11 protein-coding genes and 1 pseudogene are annotated in these 15,970 nt (G+C 70.5%); 9 read left to right on the top strand and 3 right to left on the bottom strand.

The genetic code is table 11. The annotated features are described in order from the left end of the window. Positions 1–247 precede the first annotated feature (247 nt). Together ACZ4UV_RS51045 and ACZ4UV_RS51040 are read left to right on the top strand one after the other, a co-directional pair. Positions 248–1,528, top strand: a complete 1,281-nt coding sequence (locus ACZ4UV_RS51045; RefSeq protein WP_467849901.1) for an IS701 family transposase — start codon at positions 248–250, stop codon at positions 1,526–1,528. A 590-nt stretch (positions 1,529–2,118) separates the two neighbouring features. Beyond that, complete coding sequence (locus tag ACZ4UV_RS51040; protein WP_467849894.1) at positions 2,119–4,491, top strand: carboxypeptidase regulatory-like domain-containing protein; 2,373 nt, start codon at positions 2,119–2,121, stop codon at positions 4,489–4,491. A gap of 171 nt (positions 4,492–4,662) precedes the next feature. Here ACZ4UV_RS51040 and ACZ4UV_RS51035 read toward each other — a convergent pair whose 3' ends face one another. Beyond that, positions 4,663–5,727, bottom strand: coding sequence for a helix-turn-helix transcriptional regulator (locus ACZ4UV_RS51035; RefSeq protein WP_451016606.1), 1,065 nt, complete (start codon positions 5,725–5,727; stop codon positions 4,663–4,665). 155 nt (positions 5,728–5,882) lie between these two features. Between ACZ4UV_RS51035 and ACZ4UV_RS51030 the strand changes: the two genes are divergently transcribed. Further along, positions 5,883–6,623 carry a class I SAM-dependent methyltransferase gene (locus ACZ4UV_RS51030; protein ID WP_451016607.1) on the top strand — a complete coding sequence of 247 codons (741 nt, stop codon included), beginning with the start codon at positions 5,883–5,885 and terminating at the stop codon, positions 6,621–6,623. A 135-nt stretch (positions 6,624–6,758) separates the two neighbouring features. Here ACZ4UV_RS51030 and ACZ4UV_RS51025 read toward each other — a convergent pair whose 3' ends face one another. Both ACZ4UV_RS51025 and ACZ4UV_RS51020 read right to left on the bottom strand, forming a co-directional pair. After that, complete coding sequence (locus ACZ4UV_RS51025; protein ID WP_467849883.1) at positions 6,759–8,348, bottom strand: COG1361 family protein; 1,590 nt, start codon at positions 8,346–8,348, stop codon at positions 6,759–6,761. Between the two features lie 408 nt (positions 8,349–8,756). Next, positions 8,757–9,251 (bottom strand): annotated as a pseudogene (locus ACZ4UV_RS51020) (transposase family protein); the annotation flags it as partial. A gap of 262 nt (positions 9,252–9,513) precedes the next feature. Between ACZ4UV_RS51020 and ACZ4UV_RS51015 the strand changes: the two are divergent. From ACZ4UV_RS51015 to ACZ4UV_RS50990, 6 genes are all read left to right on the top strand, one after another. Then, on the top strand, positions 9,514–10,194 hold the full coding sequence (locus ACZ4UV_RS51015; protein ID WP_451016609.1) for an Imm21 family immunity protein: 681 nt from the start codon (positions 9,514–9,516) through the stop codon (positions 10,192–10,194). 238 nt (positions 10,195–10,432) lie between these two features. Beyond that, complete coding sequence (locus ACZ4UV_RS51010) at positions 10,433–11,731, top strand: extracellular solute-binding protein (protein WP_451016610.1); 1,299 nt, start codon at positions 10,433–10,435, stop codon at positions 11,729–11,731. After that, complete coding sequence (locus ACZ4UV_RS51005; protein ID WP_467849869.1) at positions 11,728–12,600, top strand: carbohydrate ABC transporter permease; 873 nt, start codon at positions 11,728–11,730, stop codon at positions 12,598–12,600. The genes ACZ4UV_RS51010 and ACZ4UV_RS51005 overlap by 4 nt, the downstream gene beginning before the upstream one ends. Continuing rightward, positions 12,597–13,481: a carbohydrate ABC transporter permease gene (locus ACZ4UV_RS51000; RefSeq protein WP_451016612.1), complete on the top strand. Its 885-nt coding sequence runs from the start codon at positions 12,597–12,599 to the stop codon at positions 13,479–13,481. The genes ACZ4UV_RS51005 and ACZ4UV_RS51000 overlap by 4 nt, the downstream gene beginning before the upstream one ends. Next, positions 13,478–14,818, top strand: coding sequence for a carboxylesterase family protein (locus ACZ4UV_RS50995; protein WP_451016613.1), 1,341 nt, complete (start codon positions 13,478–13,480; stop codon positions 14,816–14,818). Before ACZ4UV_RS51000 ends, ACZ4UV_RS50995 begins: the two co-directional genes overlap by 4 nt. Before the next feature lie 8 nt (positions 14,819–14,826). Further along, positions 14,827–15,957 carry an ROK family protein gene (locus tag ACZ4UV_RS50990; protein ID WP_451016638.1) on the top strand — a complete coding sequence of 377 codons (1,131 nt, stop codon included), beginning with the start codon at positions 14,827–14,829 and terminating at the stop codon, positions 15,955–15,957. Positions 15,958–15,970 lie beyond the last annotated feature (13 nt).

The raw sequence follows: 15,970 nt of genomic DNA, 5'->3' as shown, positions 1-15,970 counted from the left end.
AATTCGTCACAGGCAATCACTCTCGCATCCACCCCACCTGACCAGCACACCGGCCCCCACGACTCCACCACAAGATCGCCCGGACACTGCCTAGTACTCCAGCCGGTGTTGTGATCTTGCTGGTGGGGGGTGCGGAGACGGCTGCGGCCACCGGTGATCATCGTCAGGTGTGTGGACTGAAGATGAAGCGGTGGCCGCGGGTCACAGCGTAGTGCCTGGCCGCTGGCAGGCGATGTTCCAGAGCTTGATGGGCCGGATCTCGGGCCGTTTCGCGCGGATTGAACCCCGGCTGCGAGCACGGCAGCTGGTGCTCGGGCTGCTCGCGGACCTGCCGCGCAAGAACTGCTGGACCATCGCCGAGCACACCGGGGACACCAGTCCGGACGGGCTGCACCACCTGCTCGCCCGGGCGAAATGGGACGCCGACCCAGTACGGGACGACCTGCGCGCGTTTGTGCTGGAGCACCTGGCCGACGACCAGGCGGTACTGGTGGTGGACGAGACCGGCAACCTGAAGAAGGGAACCCGCACCGTCGGTGTGCAGCGCCAGTACACCGGTACCGCCGGGCGGATCGAGAACACCCAGGTCGCCGTCTACCTCACCTACACCTCCCGGCACGGTCACGCGGGCATCGACCGCGCGCTGTATTTGCCGAAGTCCTGGACCAACGACCCGCAGCGGTGCCGGCAGGCCGGGATACCCCAGGACATCGGCTTCGCCACCAAGCCGCAGCTCGCCGCGCAGATGATCGAACGCGCGCTGGACGCCGGTGTCCGGGCCGCCTGGGCGGCCGGCGACGAGGTCTACGGCGACAACCCGCACCTGCGCACCGCCCTGGAGAAGCGGCGGCTGGGCCACGTGCTCGCAGTCGCCAGCGACCACCACGTTACCCTCGGCCCCGGCCGCTTCCGGGCCGACGCGCTGGCCACCCGGATACCCAAACGGGCCTGGCAGGAGATCTCAGCGGGAGCCGGCGCCAAGGGACACCGCTGGTACGACTGGGCCCTGCTCGACCTGCCCTCCGGCCCCGGACACCACTGGCTGATGATCCGCCGCAACCGCCGCACCGGCGAACTGGCCTTCTACCGCTGCTACTCACCCCACCCCGTACCGCTGTCCACTCTGGTCAAGATCGCAGGAAGCCGCTGGACGGTTGAGGAGACGTTCCAGAGCTCGAAGACCCTGACCGGACTCGACGAGCACCAGGTCCGCCGCTGGGACTCCTGGCACCGCTGGGTCACCCTGGCCCTGCTCGCCCACGCCTTCCTCGCCGTTACCGCCGCCCTCGAACGCCCACGCCACACCCCCGCCGAGGACGGAACCAGCCCGGACGGACTGATCCCGCTCACCTGCAACGAAATCCAGCGCCTCCTCACCGCCTGGGTGGCGCAGCCCACCTACGACCTCACACACCGACTGCGCCGGCCCACCTGGCGCAGACGCCACCAAGCCCGCGCCCGCCGCAGCCACTACCGCCGCCAAACCAACCTTCAACCCGCAAGATCACAACTCCGGCTGGAGTATTAGGCACGGGCCATCATGGCCGAGTCACCTCATTGTGCAGCTGTTGCGAGACGAAAAGGGTGCGGAGCATACCGGAATCAGGCGGAGGTCTCGGCCGGCCCCGTCCATTGTGAGTACGAACTCGGCTGCTCCGCACGGGACTTGCAATGCCACTTCGTGATTCTGCACAAGTGAGAAGCCCCAGCGGAAGTCGGCAGTCCCCGGGAAATGAATGTGTAACGAGGGGCCTATTGACATCCCGTCACGCCTGACCGGCTAATTGTCCGGGACGTCATCCTGCACGCAGGTCTCCCCTGTTCCCGGCCCGATTTCCGAGGGCCCGTCACGATGGGTACGAAGTGAAGCACTCGCAATTCCGAAGAGAGCGAATATCCGTGGCCCCGCGGCTCCGTTCGGGTGTAACCGCCCTGGGGCTCGCCGCCCTTGCTCTGCTCTGCATCGAGGCGCCCGCGCACGCCACGCCGGCCACGCTCTCAGGTGCCACTGCCCCTCCGGCCCGCCTCGACAAATCTCCGGACACCGAATCCGGCGCGGCCACCGGCCTGACTCCCGTGTGCGGTACGCCTGCCAAGGGACACGCGTCGTGCTTCGCCATGCGCTCCACGAGTGAGTCCCCGTTGCTCCGGCTGGCCGCGGCTCAGACGCCGCCGGGGCTCGGACCGCAGGACCTGCAGAGCGCATACAGCCTCCCGGCCGACGGCGGCGCGGGGCAGACCATCGCCATCGTGGACGCCTACGACAACCCCGACGCCGAAGCGGACCTGGCGGTCTACCGCGCCCAGTACGGGCTGCCACCGTGCACCACGGCCAACGGCTGCTTCAGCAAGGTGGACCAGCGCGGCGGCACCGACTACCCGCTGTCCAACGACGGCTGGGCCGGTGAGATCGCCCTCGACCTCGACATGGTCTCCGCGGTCGCCCCGCAGGCACACATCCTGCTCGTGGAGACCGACAACGACGGACTCGACCGGCTCGCGGCCGGGGTCGACAAGGCGGTCGAGCTGGGCGCGAAGTACGTGTCCAACTCCTACGGCCGCTCCGGCGACTACGCCTCCGACGTCCCGACGTACGGCGCCTCCTACGACCATCCCGGCGTCGCGGTCGTCGCGGCGAGCGGGGACAACGGCTACGGCGTCGCCTTCCCGGCCACCCTTCCCACGGTGACGGCGGTCGGCGGCACCAATCTGGTCGCCGACCCGGGCACTGCCCGCGGGTGGGACGAGACCGTGTGGAAGCGCGGCTCCTACGGGCCCGGCTCGGGCTGCGCGTCGTACCAGTCCAAGCCCTCCTTCCAGCAGGACACCGGATGCCAGGGACGCAGTGTCGCGGACGTCTCCGCGGTAGCTGACAACGTTGCCGTCTACTCGACGTTCGGCAGCCACGGCACCGGCTGGCAGACCTACGGCGGCACCAGCGCGGCCACCCCGGTGATCGCCGGCGTCTACGCGCTGGCCGGCTCACCTCGCCCGGGCACCTACCCCAACGCCTATCCGTACACGGCCGGCGGCACCGGACTGAACGACATCACCTCCGGATCCAACGGCACCTGCGCCGCCGCCTACCTGTGCACCGCGGGCACCGGCTACGACGGCCCCACCGGCCTGGGCACCCCGGCCGGACTCGCGGCCTTCCGCAGCGGCCCGAGCGGGACCCTGACCGGCAAGGTGACCGACACGAGGACCGGCAAACCCGTCGCCGACGCCACCGTGGCCTCCGGCCTCGACGTGGCCACCACGAGCGCCGACGGCACGTACACCCTGAACCTGCCCGCAGGTGAGGTCGACGGGCTCACCGTCACGGCCTTCGGCTACGCGTCCACGGCACCGCTCTCCCTGGAGATCGCGGACGGCCAGACCGTGACACGCGACTTCGGTCTCAAGGCCCTGCCCCGCACCCATGTGCGCGGCACGGTCCGGGACGGCTCGGGGCACGGCTGGCCGCTGTACGCCCGGATCGCCGTCGAGGGTTCGCCGGAGGCGCCGGTGTGGACCGACCCGGTCACCGGCCGGTACGACATCTCCCTTCCGGAGCAAGCCGGTTACACCCTGGACGTCACCGCGGCCCTGCCCGGTTACGAGGCGGTCACCCGCGAAGTGACGGTGGGCAGGAAAGCCGTGACCGCCGACGGCGCCCTGGCCGCCGACCCGGACGCGGCCACCGCCGTCGGCTACGCCCTCCACACCACCGAGCACCCCGAGGGATTCGACGCACCCACCGCGGCACCACAGGGCTGGACGGTGGCGAGCGCGGCGGACAGCGACAACGGCTGGCAGTTCGACGACCCCACCCAGCGCGGCAACGCCACCGGCGGCAGCGGCTCCTTCGCGACCGTCGAGAGCGACAACGCGCCCTTCGGACCGCATCAGGACACCTCGCTGGTCAGCCCCGCCTACGACCTGTCGACGGCGCAGTCGGCCAGTCTCACCTTCAAGACGCACTACATCACCAACCTCAGCCAGCAGCACATGACCGTGGACGCCAGCACCGACGACGGCGCCACCTGGCAGAACGTGTGGGCCGGCCCCAAGGCGAACGGCGAGGCCGACCACCTCACGGTGAGCGTCCCGCTGCGGCAGTACGCCGGGCAGTCGTCGGTGCGGCTGCGCTTCCACTTCGTCGCGAACTGGGCCTACTTCTGGGAAGTCGACGACGTGAGCGTGCAGAGCCGGACGCTGGAGCCGGTGCCGGGCGGGCTGACGGTGGGAACCGTCCAGGACGCCCGCACCGGTACGGCGATCATCGGCGCGAAGGTCGCCGACACCTCGGCGCCTGACACCGCCGTACTCACCGTGGCCACGCCGGAGGACCCGGCCGTGGGCGACGGTCTCTACACCCTGTTCTCGCGCGCCCCAGGCGTACACACCCTCCAGGCCACCGCGGACGGCCACCGGCCCCTCACCCGCCGGACCGTGGTGCACCGGGACCGGGTCACCCACAGGGACTTCGCGTTGAAGCCCACCACGTAGACCTCGATCACGGTGCCGTATCCACGGGTACGGCACCGTGCGCGGCGATGCCGGGCCGCACAACCGCCCTCGCGGCAGACCGCCCGAAGCCTTCCGCCGAGACACCCGGCAACCACCTTGCGGGCCCGCGCTTTCCTGACTCGATGCCCTGGATCACCGCACTCCTGCGTATCACCGACCGACCACGGCATCGCCCAAGCCCTGGCTCTCCCCCAGCCACCCCCGTTCGGCCGCCAGCAGGGCGATCTGGAAGCGGGTGCGGGCGCCGAGCCGTGTGCCCGCGTCGCTGACATGTTTCTGAACGGTGCGGCGGCTCACCTTGAGTACGCGGGCGATCGTGTCGTCCTTCATCCCCGCGGCCATCAGGTGCAGGATCTCCCGGGTACGCGGATCGGGTGACCCCGTCGCCCCGGTGTCCGGCAGCGGCGTGCCGTGGTGGCCGCAGGCCGGCGGCAGCGCATCGGTCCGGCTGGAGAGGGACATGGGTTCGGCATCTCGCCACACACTCTCGAACAGGTCCGCCAGCGCCTCGACGAGCGCGGGCGAGTGAACCACCAGCGAGCCGGCGGACGGCCGGTCCCCCCGCACCGGCAGCAGCGCCGCGGTCCGGTCGAACACCACGAGTTTCACCGGCAGCCGTGGCGCCAGCCGAAGTTCCCCGCCCCGCCCGGTGCCGCGCACCGCCGTGGCCAGGGACACCTCGTCGGAGAAGCCTTCGGTCTCGTACACGGAACGCATCCGCACCCCGTCCGCCACCCCTGATGCCTCCGCGGCCACCCCGAAACTGGTGACGTAGGGCGGTTTCGCCAGGTGCAGCACTTCGGTCGTACATCCCTTGAGCAGCTGGGCGTAGCGCGCCGATACCTCGTCCTCGCGCTCCAACAGCTCCACCAGGTGTGCCGAGCGCGGTCCGGACACCGTCTCGTACATCTCGTGCAAACGCTCCACGAGCCCTTCGGTGCGCGCCAGTTCAGCCCGCCGACGGGCCAGCAGGGCGCTCAGGGAGGTGCGTGGGGGGCCGGCCGCCCAGCGTGGCGCGGCAGCGTCGGTGGGCAGGGCGAGCGAGGCGTCGGCGAGGTCTCGCAGAGCCCGCGCCGCGTCCGCCGTGGACACTCCGACCGCTGCCGCGACTTCGTCCGCGTCAGCCGAGGGCACAGTCACCAGGTGCTCCAGAACGCGACCGGTCAGCGGGTCCAGACCGGCTCCGGACCATGGGCTGTCCGCGGGTGCGTCCATGGGGTTTGCCACTCCTGTGTGCTGCAAGACCGGGCGAACTTGAGCCCGACCGACGGGGTACCGGCCTTGATGCTACGTTGATCCCGGCGGGCCCGGCGGCCGAGGGCGCCCTGATCGTGTTGACCGCCCCCGGCAGGCAGTGCTGGAGTCGGCACGTGGACAGCATCCCCGCCAACCGGCGGCTCTGGAACCAGATCAGCAGCGCCTACCAGCACGAGCACGACCCGCAGATCGGCGCCGCACCCCGGCTGTGGGGCATGTACTCCATCCCCGACGCGCACCTGCACGCCCTGGGCGACGTCACCGGCAAGCGCGTCCTCGAACTCGGCTGCGGCGCCGGCCAGTGGTCCAGGGCGCTCGCCGCCGAGGGCGCCACCGTGGTCGGGCTCGACCTGTCCGAAGCCCAACTCGCGGCAGCGGCCCGCGCGATGGGAGCGGCCCGCTACCCGCTGGTGCAAGGCGCCGCCGAACAACTCCCCTTCGCCGCCGACAGCTTCGACCTGGTGTTCTGCGACTTCGGTGGGCTCAGCTGGGCGCCCCCGCACCTGGCCGTCCCGCAGGCCGCACGCATCCTGCGCCGAGGCGGGCGCCTGGTGTTCAACGTCGCCAGCCCGTGGTTCGAAGCCTGCTACGACGAAGCCGCCAGCCGCGTGACCACGACGCTGCAGCAGGACTACTTCGGGCTGGACACCGTCGCCGAAGACGACGGCGCGACCAGCTATCAGCTCACCTACGGCGGCTGGGTCAAGGTCCTGCGCGGCGCGGGTCTCGTCATCGACGACCTCATCGAGCCGCGGCCCGAACCCGGAACACCCAACGGCTACAACGAAACCGACCCACCCGACTGGGCACACCGCTGGCCGGCGGAACTGCTCTGGGTCACCCACAAACCGTAAGTTCCGTCGCGCCGAGACGTGAAGGCATCCCCTCGCCGGACAGGCCCTATAGGACTTGATCGTCTGGGGCACGGCTCCCGAGCGCCGCACCGAGGCGGTTGCGCGACCGCGCGTCGGTCCCCTCTTCCCGCGAGGTCATCTCGTCGTGGCGGCGGAAAGCCTTCGCCGCCACACGTACAGGGCCACAGCGAGGGTGAACAACGGGACGCCGACGGCAACGGCGATGTAGAAGCCTGGGGTGGCCCAGGCCGGCCCCGGCCACACGGACACAGCGACGTCCGCCGTGTCGTCAGTCGGCTCAGGGTCGCCGCTGGGATGTCCTGGGTCGCCGTCCGAGACCGTGACCTGGCCGCTCCCCCCGGCGCTGTCCTTGTCGATGCGCACGGTGAACGGGAAGGTCGTCGTGGCTCCCACCGCCTCGACGCGCGCTGTGCACACGTAACGTCTGGCACTCGGCTGCCTGGCGGAGGCTTCGGCAAGTGGTGTGCCGTCAGCGGCGACGGCCCGGCAGTCCTGGTCGATCACCTCCTCGTCGCGTTCGGCACTGTACGGCGACGCCACGACAGTCGTGCCCTCCGGCACCGTGAAGACGACCTTGACCGCTGACGTGAGCGCACCGGGCCCGTTGTTCCGCGCGCCGATCCGCACCGTGGCGCGGCCACCGAGCGGACCGTGCACCGTGCCGGCGACCGCGGCCAGTTCGCTCTTGTTGTCGACGGTCACGCGGAGCACCTGCGGATCGTCACCGGTGCTCGTCGCACCGGCGTCGGCACGGGAGGCCCGAACGAAACGCAGTGGAGGCCCGTCACCCGGCCGGTACGTCGATGCGATCTCGTCCGGCGGCACGTAGTCGGTGCCGATGGCATCAGCACTGAAGTTGACGGTCGGGTAAGTGGCGTCCTTCGTGGCCCGCAGATGTTCGCGCACATCCAGGCCGTACGACCGGCCGGGTGGAATGACGATGTCGTCCGCGGGGAGTCGGCACCATGCCGAAGTATCGCCTCGGTAGCGGCAGTTGCGATGCCGGTCGCTCAGGGTGATGCCGTCGTGCGCCTCCATGCGCAGCGCCACGCCACGGGCGGGCACATCGCCGACGTTACGCAGCGTCAGTCGGACCGCCACGCTCCCGCCGGGTTCCACCGGGCCCGGATCCCGGTGCAGCGCGACCCGCAGCTTCGGTCTGCCGATCACGATGAGGGAGTGACCACTGACGGATTCCAGGCCGGGCGCGGTCACGCGGTAGCGCAGCACTGCGGAGTCGCCCGCCTCCGCGCCCTTCGCGGGACTCAGGTGGAAGGCCTGGATACCGCCTGAGCCTGTCGGGCCTGCCTGCGTGTCGCAGTGATAGACGGGCAGGTGGACAACACAGCTGTCGAGTGCCCGCTTGACCGTGACAATGCCCTTCAGATCACCGGCGTCGAAGGTCACCCGTAATCTGGCCGTCCCCGCGTCAGCCCTCTCTTCGACCTGCAGGTCCGACACGGGCTGTTGTGGATCGCGGGAAACGTAGAAGACCGAAGGAACGACCAGCTTCACCTCGGCTCCCCCGCTCGAGGAGCACCCCGAGAGGACGGACGTCATGGTGACCAGCGTGAGCAGGAGGCCGACGGCAGCCTTGCAGGCACGAACGACCCGGTTCGTTTCCCGACCCTGGCTCCCTCGACTGCGAGGGTCGCGCCGCAGAGTGTCCATGCGGCCACCCTGCCAAGTCGAGATCACGACCACGCTTCACTGCGGTCACGGGGGCGCCTTGGCCGCCACATCACAAGCCTGCGTAGGCAACAGTCTTCTCCACTCACCTCACTGGACCGAGCCTCGACGTCCGGGTACCGGTTGTTCCTTGTTCCGGCATCCACAGCCGGCGGGCGTGTGCGATAGGTGGCGAGTTGCTCGCTTCGGAAGTGGTTCACACCTGTCTCGGAGGCCCTCGACCCCGGGCCGGACTCCGTTACACGTCTTTGCCGGAGGCGTGGGGATGGGGCTGTGCCGCCGAGGTGTGCGCGGCGGCACTCGGCTGGTTCGCCGACGCGCAGTCCGGCGAGGCGGTGCTGCTGTGCACCCAGACCGCCACCTGAAGGGTGCTGCACAAGGCTGAGTGAAGGCCGGCCGGAGCGGGTTGGCGTGGCTGTCTGGTCATGACGCGAGAGCGAGGTTGTGCATGTGGGCAACGGCCTGGACCCCGCGATGAAGACCGTCGCCCCGCTGGCGGCAGTCGCGGAGGATCTTGTAGTTCTTCATCCGGCCGATGACGTGTTCCACACGCGCACGGACCTTTCGGTGCTCGGCGTTGCCGTCGTCCTCGGCCTTCAGCAAGGCCCGTCCCGGGCGTTTGCGGTGCGGCACTGCCATCCCACAGTTGAGACAGGCACCGTCGCCCAGCACGGTCACCCCCTCACAGTGCGAGCTCAGCCAGGACGCCCGCCAGGCGTGGGCATCCGCGGTCGTCCCCGGCACCGGACGCGCGGCCGCGATCTCCAGCCGGGTGTCGGCGTCCACGATGACCTGCAGCTCGATCGCGAGCAGCGGCTCCAGCCGCTGGATGACCCGACACACCGCGGAGGTGGAGACACCGAACAGCGGGCCCAACTACCGCATGGTCGGATTCGTACGTGTCAACACCCCAGTCATACAAGGGAGATGCCCAGCTCAGAGCCTTGTGCAACACCCTTTGAAGGTTGTCCCGTAACCGCTGATTGCGGCGGGCGCCGGGCTGTCTCCCTGTGCCGGGCGCCATTGAGCGGCGCGGGCGTTGTCAGTGGGCGAGGGCACACTGACGGCATGAGCGCCTCTTAGTCCACCGCAGCCGACGCGTGCCGCACCTCTTCCGTCTGGGTGGAGTCGATGGGCGGACCTCTGATCGTCATCCCCGTCTCCGCTCTGGCCGCGCGCGGTGGACGACCTGGCAGGTGTGATCACCGTCGGCGAGAACGGTGCGCAGGCACTGGTGCTGGCGGACGAGCCGGCCACCAGCTGCTACCTGCCCGAGCGCCGCGCCTTCCTGCGGTGGCTTGCCGCCGACTCCGAGGGCGGGCTGAAGGCCGCAGCAGAGGCTGTCCTCGGGGCCCCGGCCACCGAGTGGGCGGAGTCGGTGCGGCGGAGCGGGGTGTCGTCGGCGGGGGCGACGTACGACTCCGTGTCCGCGCCGTCGATCGTCTCGTGCGGGAACTCGCCGACCAGATACCTGGCGTGCCAGCCGCCCAGCGGCCAGCCAGCCTCGTCTGCCGGCCACGAAGATCCTCGGCAGGTCGTCGCGGAGGCGGCGCTTGACCGGGTCGTCGCCGAGGACGAAGGTACGGCCGAAGTCGGCCTCGTACTCCTCGAAGATCGGCCCGAAGTCAACGAGCTGTTCGGCACGACCCGGCACTGGCACAAGCGGATCGTGCGTTCGGGACCGAACACGCTCAAGCCGTACCGGGAGAACCCGCCGGACCGGGTGATCGCCGCGGACGACATCGTGTTCGCGGCAGTCCCCGCTCCTCGATCTCCGCGAAGAGCCGCTCGGCCTTCGCCTGGGCAGCCAGCAGTCGCGCCGCGCGCGTGGGTTCGCCATCTGCCATGGCGCCGAAGCTGACCAGCCAGATCATCCAGGGCAAACGGGATTCTCATGGCTCCGACTCGATCCGGGCCGACGCCGCACCGAACGCTCGATGGCGGGCTCCCCGACGGAGCGCTCCTGCTGAGCGTCCTGCCGATTTCGCTACAAGTTCCGAAATTATTCGTGATGGCTCGGCCACGCCCGTGCAACACGGCGTTCGTAGCTTCGCAGTCAGCGATAACGCTGCTTTCCCGCGAAATCCAGGAGCCCCCGAATGCCCCTCCCCTCCAGACGCGGTGCCCTGAAACTGACCGCCGGCCTGGCGCTGCTCGGCGCCGGTGCCCTCACCGGCTGTGGCCGTGGCGACGCGACCACGGCTGCGAAGTCCTCCGCCACGCCCATCGACGACTCTCCGGCCACCGGCACCCTGAACGTCTGGGCCGCCCAGGGTGACGCGGATGTCCTGGACAAGGTCATCAAGCCGTTCAAGGCGGCGAACCCGAAGCTCACGGTCAAGTTCACGCTGATCCCGAACGCCGAGTACTACACGAAGCTCCAGTCGGCGATCGCCGCGGGCAAGGGACCGGACGTCGCCCAGTTCTTCCCCGAGTCGCAGGCTCAGTTCCTCGACCCGTCGATCCTGCGTGCCGTTCCGGACGACCTCGTCGACCCCAAGTCCTTCTTCACCAGCCTGTGGGACGCCGGTCTGGTCAAGGACACCGCCTACACGGTCCCCTGGTACGCGTACACGTACGCGCTCGTCTACCGCTCCGACCTCGCCAAGAAAGCAGGCGTCACGGCGCCCACGACCTGGGCGGGGGTGGTGCCCTTCCTCAAGGCGCTCCAGGGTGCTGGGGCGGCACACGGACTGGGGGCGGACATCGGGTGGGACATCTTCAATGGCCAGGACGTCGCCATGTACGCCTGGCAGGCGGGGGGCTCACTGCTCTCCGGGGGGAAGTGGACGCTCGACACCCCGGCCATGGCCGACGCGCTCACGTACAACGCGTCGTTCTTCACCTCCAAGGTCGCCGACACGAGCGGACCGACCTTCCTGGACGCGCAGCCGTACTTCGTGTCGGGCAAGACGGCGATGATGATCACCGGACCGTGGGTCGTCGGACAGCTCGACACCGCGGCGAAGAAGACCGGCTGGACGGCGGACCACGTCGCCACCGCCCCGCTGCCGGCCGGCTCGTCGGGCAGCGTGTCCTTCTCCGCGGGCGGCAGCTGGGGCGTACTCGCCGACGCCGGCAACGCCGACGCGTCGTGGAAGTTCGTCCGGTACCTCGCGAAGCCCAGCACCCAGGTCGCGCAGTACAAGGCGTACAGCTCGCTGCCGGCCGTCGTCTCCGCCTGGGACGATACGGCGATCAAGGGACAGCCGCTGCTCGACGCCTTCCTGACCCAGCTGAAGAACACCCGGGCGTTCCCGCAGGTGTCCACCTGGCAACAGGTCGCCACCCGGCTCGGCAAGGAGATGGAAGCGGTGGCCAAGGGCACGGAGAGCCCGGCGAAGGCGGCGGCGAACGTGCAGGCGTACGCCGAGAGTCTCGGCACGGGAGCGCAGTGAGGACCCGCCGGACGGCCGTCGCCTGGCTGTTCCTCGCCCCGTTCACGCTGGTCTTCCTGCTCTACACGGCCGTGCCCACCGTCGCCGCGCTCGGCTTCAGCCTCACCGACCTGCGCGGCTCGGACCTGCGGCACCCGCTCGCGGTGGACTTCACCGGCCTGGAGAACTACGTCCGGCTGTTCCAGGACGACAGCTTCGTGAAGGACATCGGCAACACCGCCCTGTTCGTGGCCGTCGGTGTACCCCTCACCATGGCGGTCGGGTTCGCACTGGCCCTGGCACTGAACTCCGGCATCCGGCGGCTGCGCGGCACCTTCCGCACCGTCTTCTTCGCACCGGTCGTCACCAACGTCGTCGCGGTCGCCCTGATCTGGCGCTACGCCTTCAACGAGAACGGCACCGTCAACAGGGTCCTGTCCGCCTTCGGCATGGCCGGTCCGAACTGGCTGGACGACACCCATCTGGCCATGCCCGTGGTCATCGCCCTCGGCATCTGGCGCAACTTCGGCACCGCGATGGTGCTGTTCCTCGCCGGGCTCCAGGCGATCCCCGGGGACGTGTACGAGGCGGCGGCCCTCGACGGGGCGGGCCGATGGCGGCAGCTCAGGCACATCACCCTACCCATGCTGATGCCCACCACCCTGATGGTGTCGGTCCTGCTCACCGTCTTCTACCTGCAAGTCTTCGACGAGCCGTACCTGCTCACCGACGGCGGCCCGCTCGGCTCGACCGAGTCGGTCGCGCTGTACACATACCACCAGTTCGGGTCAGGCCAGCTCGGTATGTCGTCCGCCGCGTCCTTCGTGATGCTCGTCCTGGTGGCCCTGGTGAGTGTCGTCCAGTTCCGACTGCTGAGGCCCCGCTCATGACCGCCGTAGCCGCGTACCGGAACGCCCAACCCACCGCCGCCGGCCAAGCCGTCGTACGCCGGCGGTTCCTCTCCCAGCCCCTGCTGTACGGCGTGCTGGTGCTCTGCGCGCTGCTCACGCTGCTGCCGTTCGTCTGGGTGCTCGGCGGTTCGCTGCGCAGCCTCGACGAGATCCGCTCCGACCCCGGCGCCTGGCTGCCCCACCACGTCACCCCGGACAACTTCGTACGGCTGTTCAGGACACAGGGCTTCGGCCGGTTCCTGGCCAACAGCGTCGTCGTGGCGGTCATGGTGGTCGTCGGCAACGTCGTGGCCGCGTCGGCCGCCGGATACGCGCTCGCCAAGCTGGAGTTCGCGGGCAGGCGGCTCGCGTTCGGCGCGGTCATGGGGGCGATGATGGTGCCGTTCACCACGGTTTTCGTCACCCAGTTCGTGATCACCGTCGACCTGGGGCTGTCGGACACCCTGACCGGCATCGCGCTGCCCTCCGTGGCGCTGCCGCTGTCGGTGTTCATCATGCGGCAGTACGCGCTGTCCATCCCCGACGAGCTGCTGGAAGCCGCCCGGATCGACGGCGCCGGGGAGTTGCGGATCTTCTTCCGGATCTTCCTGCCGCTGGCCGGCCCCGCGGTCGCGACGATCACGATCATGTCGTTCCTCACCTCGTGGAACAACTTCATCTGGCCGCTCATCGTCGCCCAGAGCATGTCCACCTACACCCTCCCGGTGGGCCTCGCCGCCACCAGCCAGGCCGCCGCACACGTCACCGACTACGGCCTGATGCTCGCCGGCGCGATCGTCGTGATGCTGCCCGTGCTGGTGCTCTTCCTGTGCCTCCAGCGGTACTTCGTGCAGGGCATCGCGGGAACGGGGATGCGGTGATCACCACGGACACGGTACGGGCCCCGGCGGGCACGGTCGTCGGCCGCCGCGTGGATCGCGTGCGGCGCTTCCTCGGCATCCCGTACGCCGAAGCGCCCATCGGCGCACGGCGGTTCGCGGCGCCCGTCCGGCGCGGGCGGTTCACCGAGCCGTACGACGCGTCCCGGCACGGCGCTACCGCACAGGCGGTGCCGCTGTCGGCAACGACCACGATCCCGGAGCCGTCCGTGCCGGGCGACGACGTGCTGAACCTGAGCGTCGTCGCCCCGTGCGGCGCCGAGCACTGCCCGGTCCTGGTGTGGATCCACGGCGGCGGCTTCCTCGCCGGAAGCCCGGCGAGCCCCTGGTACGACGGGCGCTCCTTCGCCCGCGGCGGGGTCGTCACCGTGACGGTCGGCTACCGGCTGGGCGTCGACGGATTCGCGCCGCTCGACGGCGTACCGGCCAATCTCGGGCTGCGCGACATGCTGCTCGCTCTCGACTGGGTACGCGAGAACATCGCGGCATTCGGCGGTGATCCCGATCGGGTCACCCTCGCCGGGCAGTCGGCCGGAGGCGCGGCGGTGCTGGCGCTGCTGGCGTCACCGGCCGCCCGGGGTCGCTTCCAGCGGGCAGCGAGCGTCTCCGGTGGCTTCTTCGAGGTGGCACGGGACACCGCCCACAGCTTCCTCGAACGACTCGGGGACCGCCTCGGTGCACCGCCGACACGGGAGGGATTCAGCGGCTTCGGCGTGGACCGGCTGCAGGAGGCCGTGCAGGATTTGAGAGGCGCGGAGGCGCTGGTGCTCGGACCGGTCACCGACGACGACATCCTGCCGGTGTCCCTCGCCGAAGGTCTCGCCGGGCACGGGCTGGACGTACCGCTGCTGCTCGGGGCGACCGGCGACGAGTTCGACGGCGGTGTGACGGCGGACGCGGCAGCGCGGTCCGCCCGCGCGGCCGGCACCCGGGTCACCGACACCCTCTTCCGCGCCGCATGCCCACGCGTGGCACGCGCCCGGCGGAAGGCCGCCGCCGGCACCTGGCTGTACTCCTTCGAGTGGCCCTCCCCCATCACCGGTGGCGCCACGCACTGCATCGACATCCCGTTTTTCTACGACGTCCTCGACGCCCCGGGCGTCGCGGCGGCCCTCGGCCCGCGTCCGCCCCGGGAGCTGGCTGCGCGGATGCACGCGGATCTCGTCGGGTTCGTGCACGGACGACAGCCGTCCTGGGCGCCGGCGACGGGCGAGCCGGGCGATACGGCACGCGAGTACGGCCGTCCCGGCGCCGCGCCCGCCACAGACACCACGGGCGGGTACGACCCCGTGGTCCCGGCAGCGGCGGAGGCGTACTGATGGCGGGGATGAACCAGAGCGCGGTGCGCCGGGTCAACACCTCGGTGATCCTGCGGGCGCTGGCGGTGTCGGCCGGGCCGACGACGCTCACCTCTCTCTCCGAACGGACGACTCTGTCACGCCGCACCATAGAGCTGATCCTGGACTCCCTCCTGGCCGCCGGCTGGGTGGCTGAACTCGACCGGGTACCCGCCCAGGGCTGCGCCGGCCGACCCGCCCGGCGCTACGAACTGCGGGCCGAGCACGCCCTGCTGGCGGCCGCGCAGATCACGACGGAGACGGTGTCCGCGGTCGTCGCCGACGTGCGCGGTCGTATTGTCGGCCGCGCCCACCGGCCGCTGCGCTCCTACCCGGACCCGCAGTCCTCGCTCGACGACGCGGCGACCGTGGTCCGGGAGGCCCTGGAGAACGCGGGCGGGTCGCCGGAGCGGCTGCGCGCCGGTGCGCTCGCGAGCGGCGGCGCGATCGACGACGACGGGGTGATGCGGCGGCTGGTGCACACGACCCGGTGGGAGGGCGTGGATCTGCCCGCGGCACTCGCCCGCCGGATCCGGGTGCCCTGGTTCGCGGACAACGACACCAACCTCGGTGCCCTCGGGGAGCGTTGGCGCGGCGTGGCCAGCGACCACGACAACGTCGTCTGGGCGATGCTCGGCAATCGGGCCGGCCTCGGCATCCTGATCCGGGGAGCGGTGCACCGGGGCCTCGACGGCGCGGCCGGCGAGATCATCGAGGCGGTGCCGATGCGGACGGACTCGGTCGAGGACCGGCCGGTCGCCTGGCTCACCTCGCCGGAGCCGCAGCGACGCGCCATCGCGCTCGGCCGCGTCGAGGCCGCCCGGGCGGGCGAAGCGGGCGCGCTCGCCGAGGTCGACGAGTTCGTGGCACACATCGCCACCATCCTCACCACCCTGTCCTGGACGGTCGCCCCCTCCCTGATCGTGCTGGGCGGCGGACTGGAGGACGCGGCCGACGTGCTGCTGCCCCGGGTCCGCGAGGCACTGCGGGCCGCCCGCACCCCCGCCGTCGAGTTGCGGGCCACCGGCCTGGGCCGCGACGCCGCCCTCGTCGGCGCCGTCAAGCTGGCGCTCGACCGCATGGACACCGAGTTGTTCGGGCCTCTGGTACCGAGCCTCTGATCCCCCGCGTCCT

Source organism: Streptomyces sp. NPDC028289 (assembly GCF_055565975.1).
The sequence above is the reverse complement of the archived record's forward strand: the minus strand, read 5'-3'. Positions and strand labels throughout refer to the sequence as shown.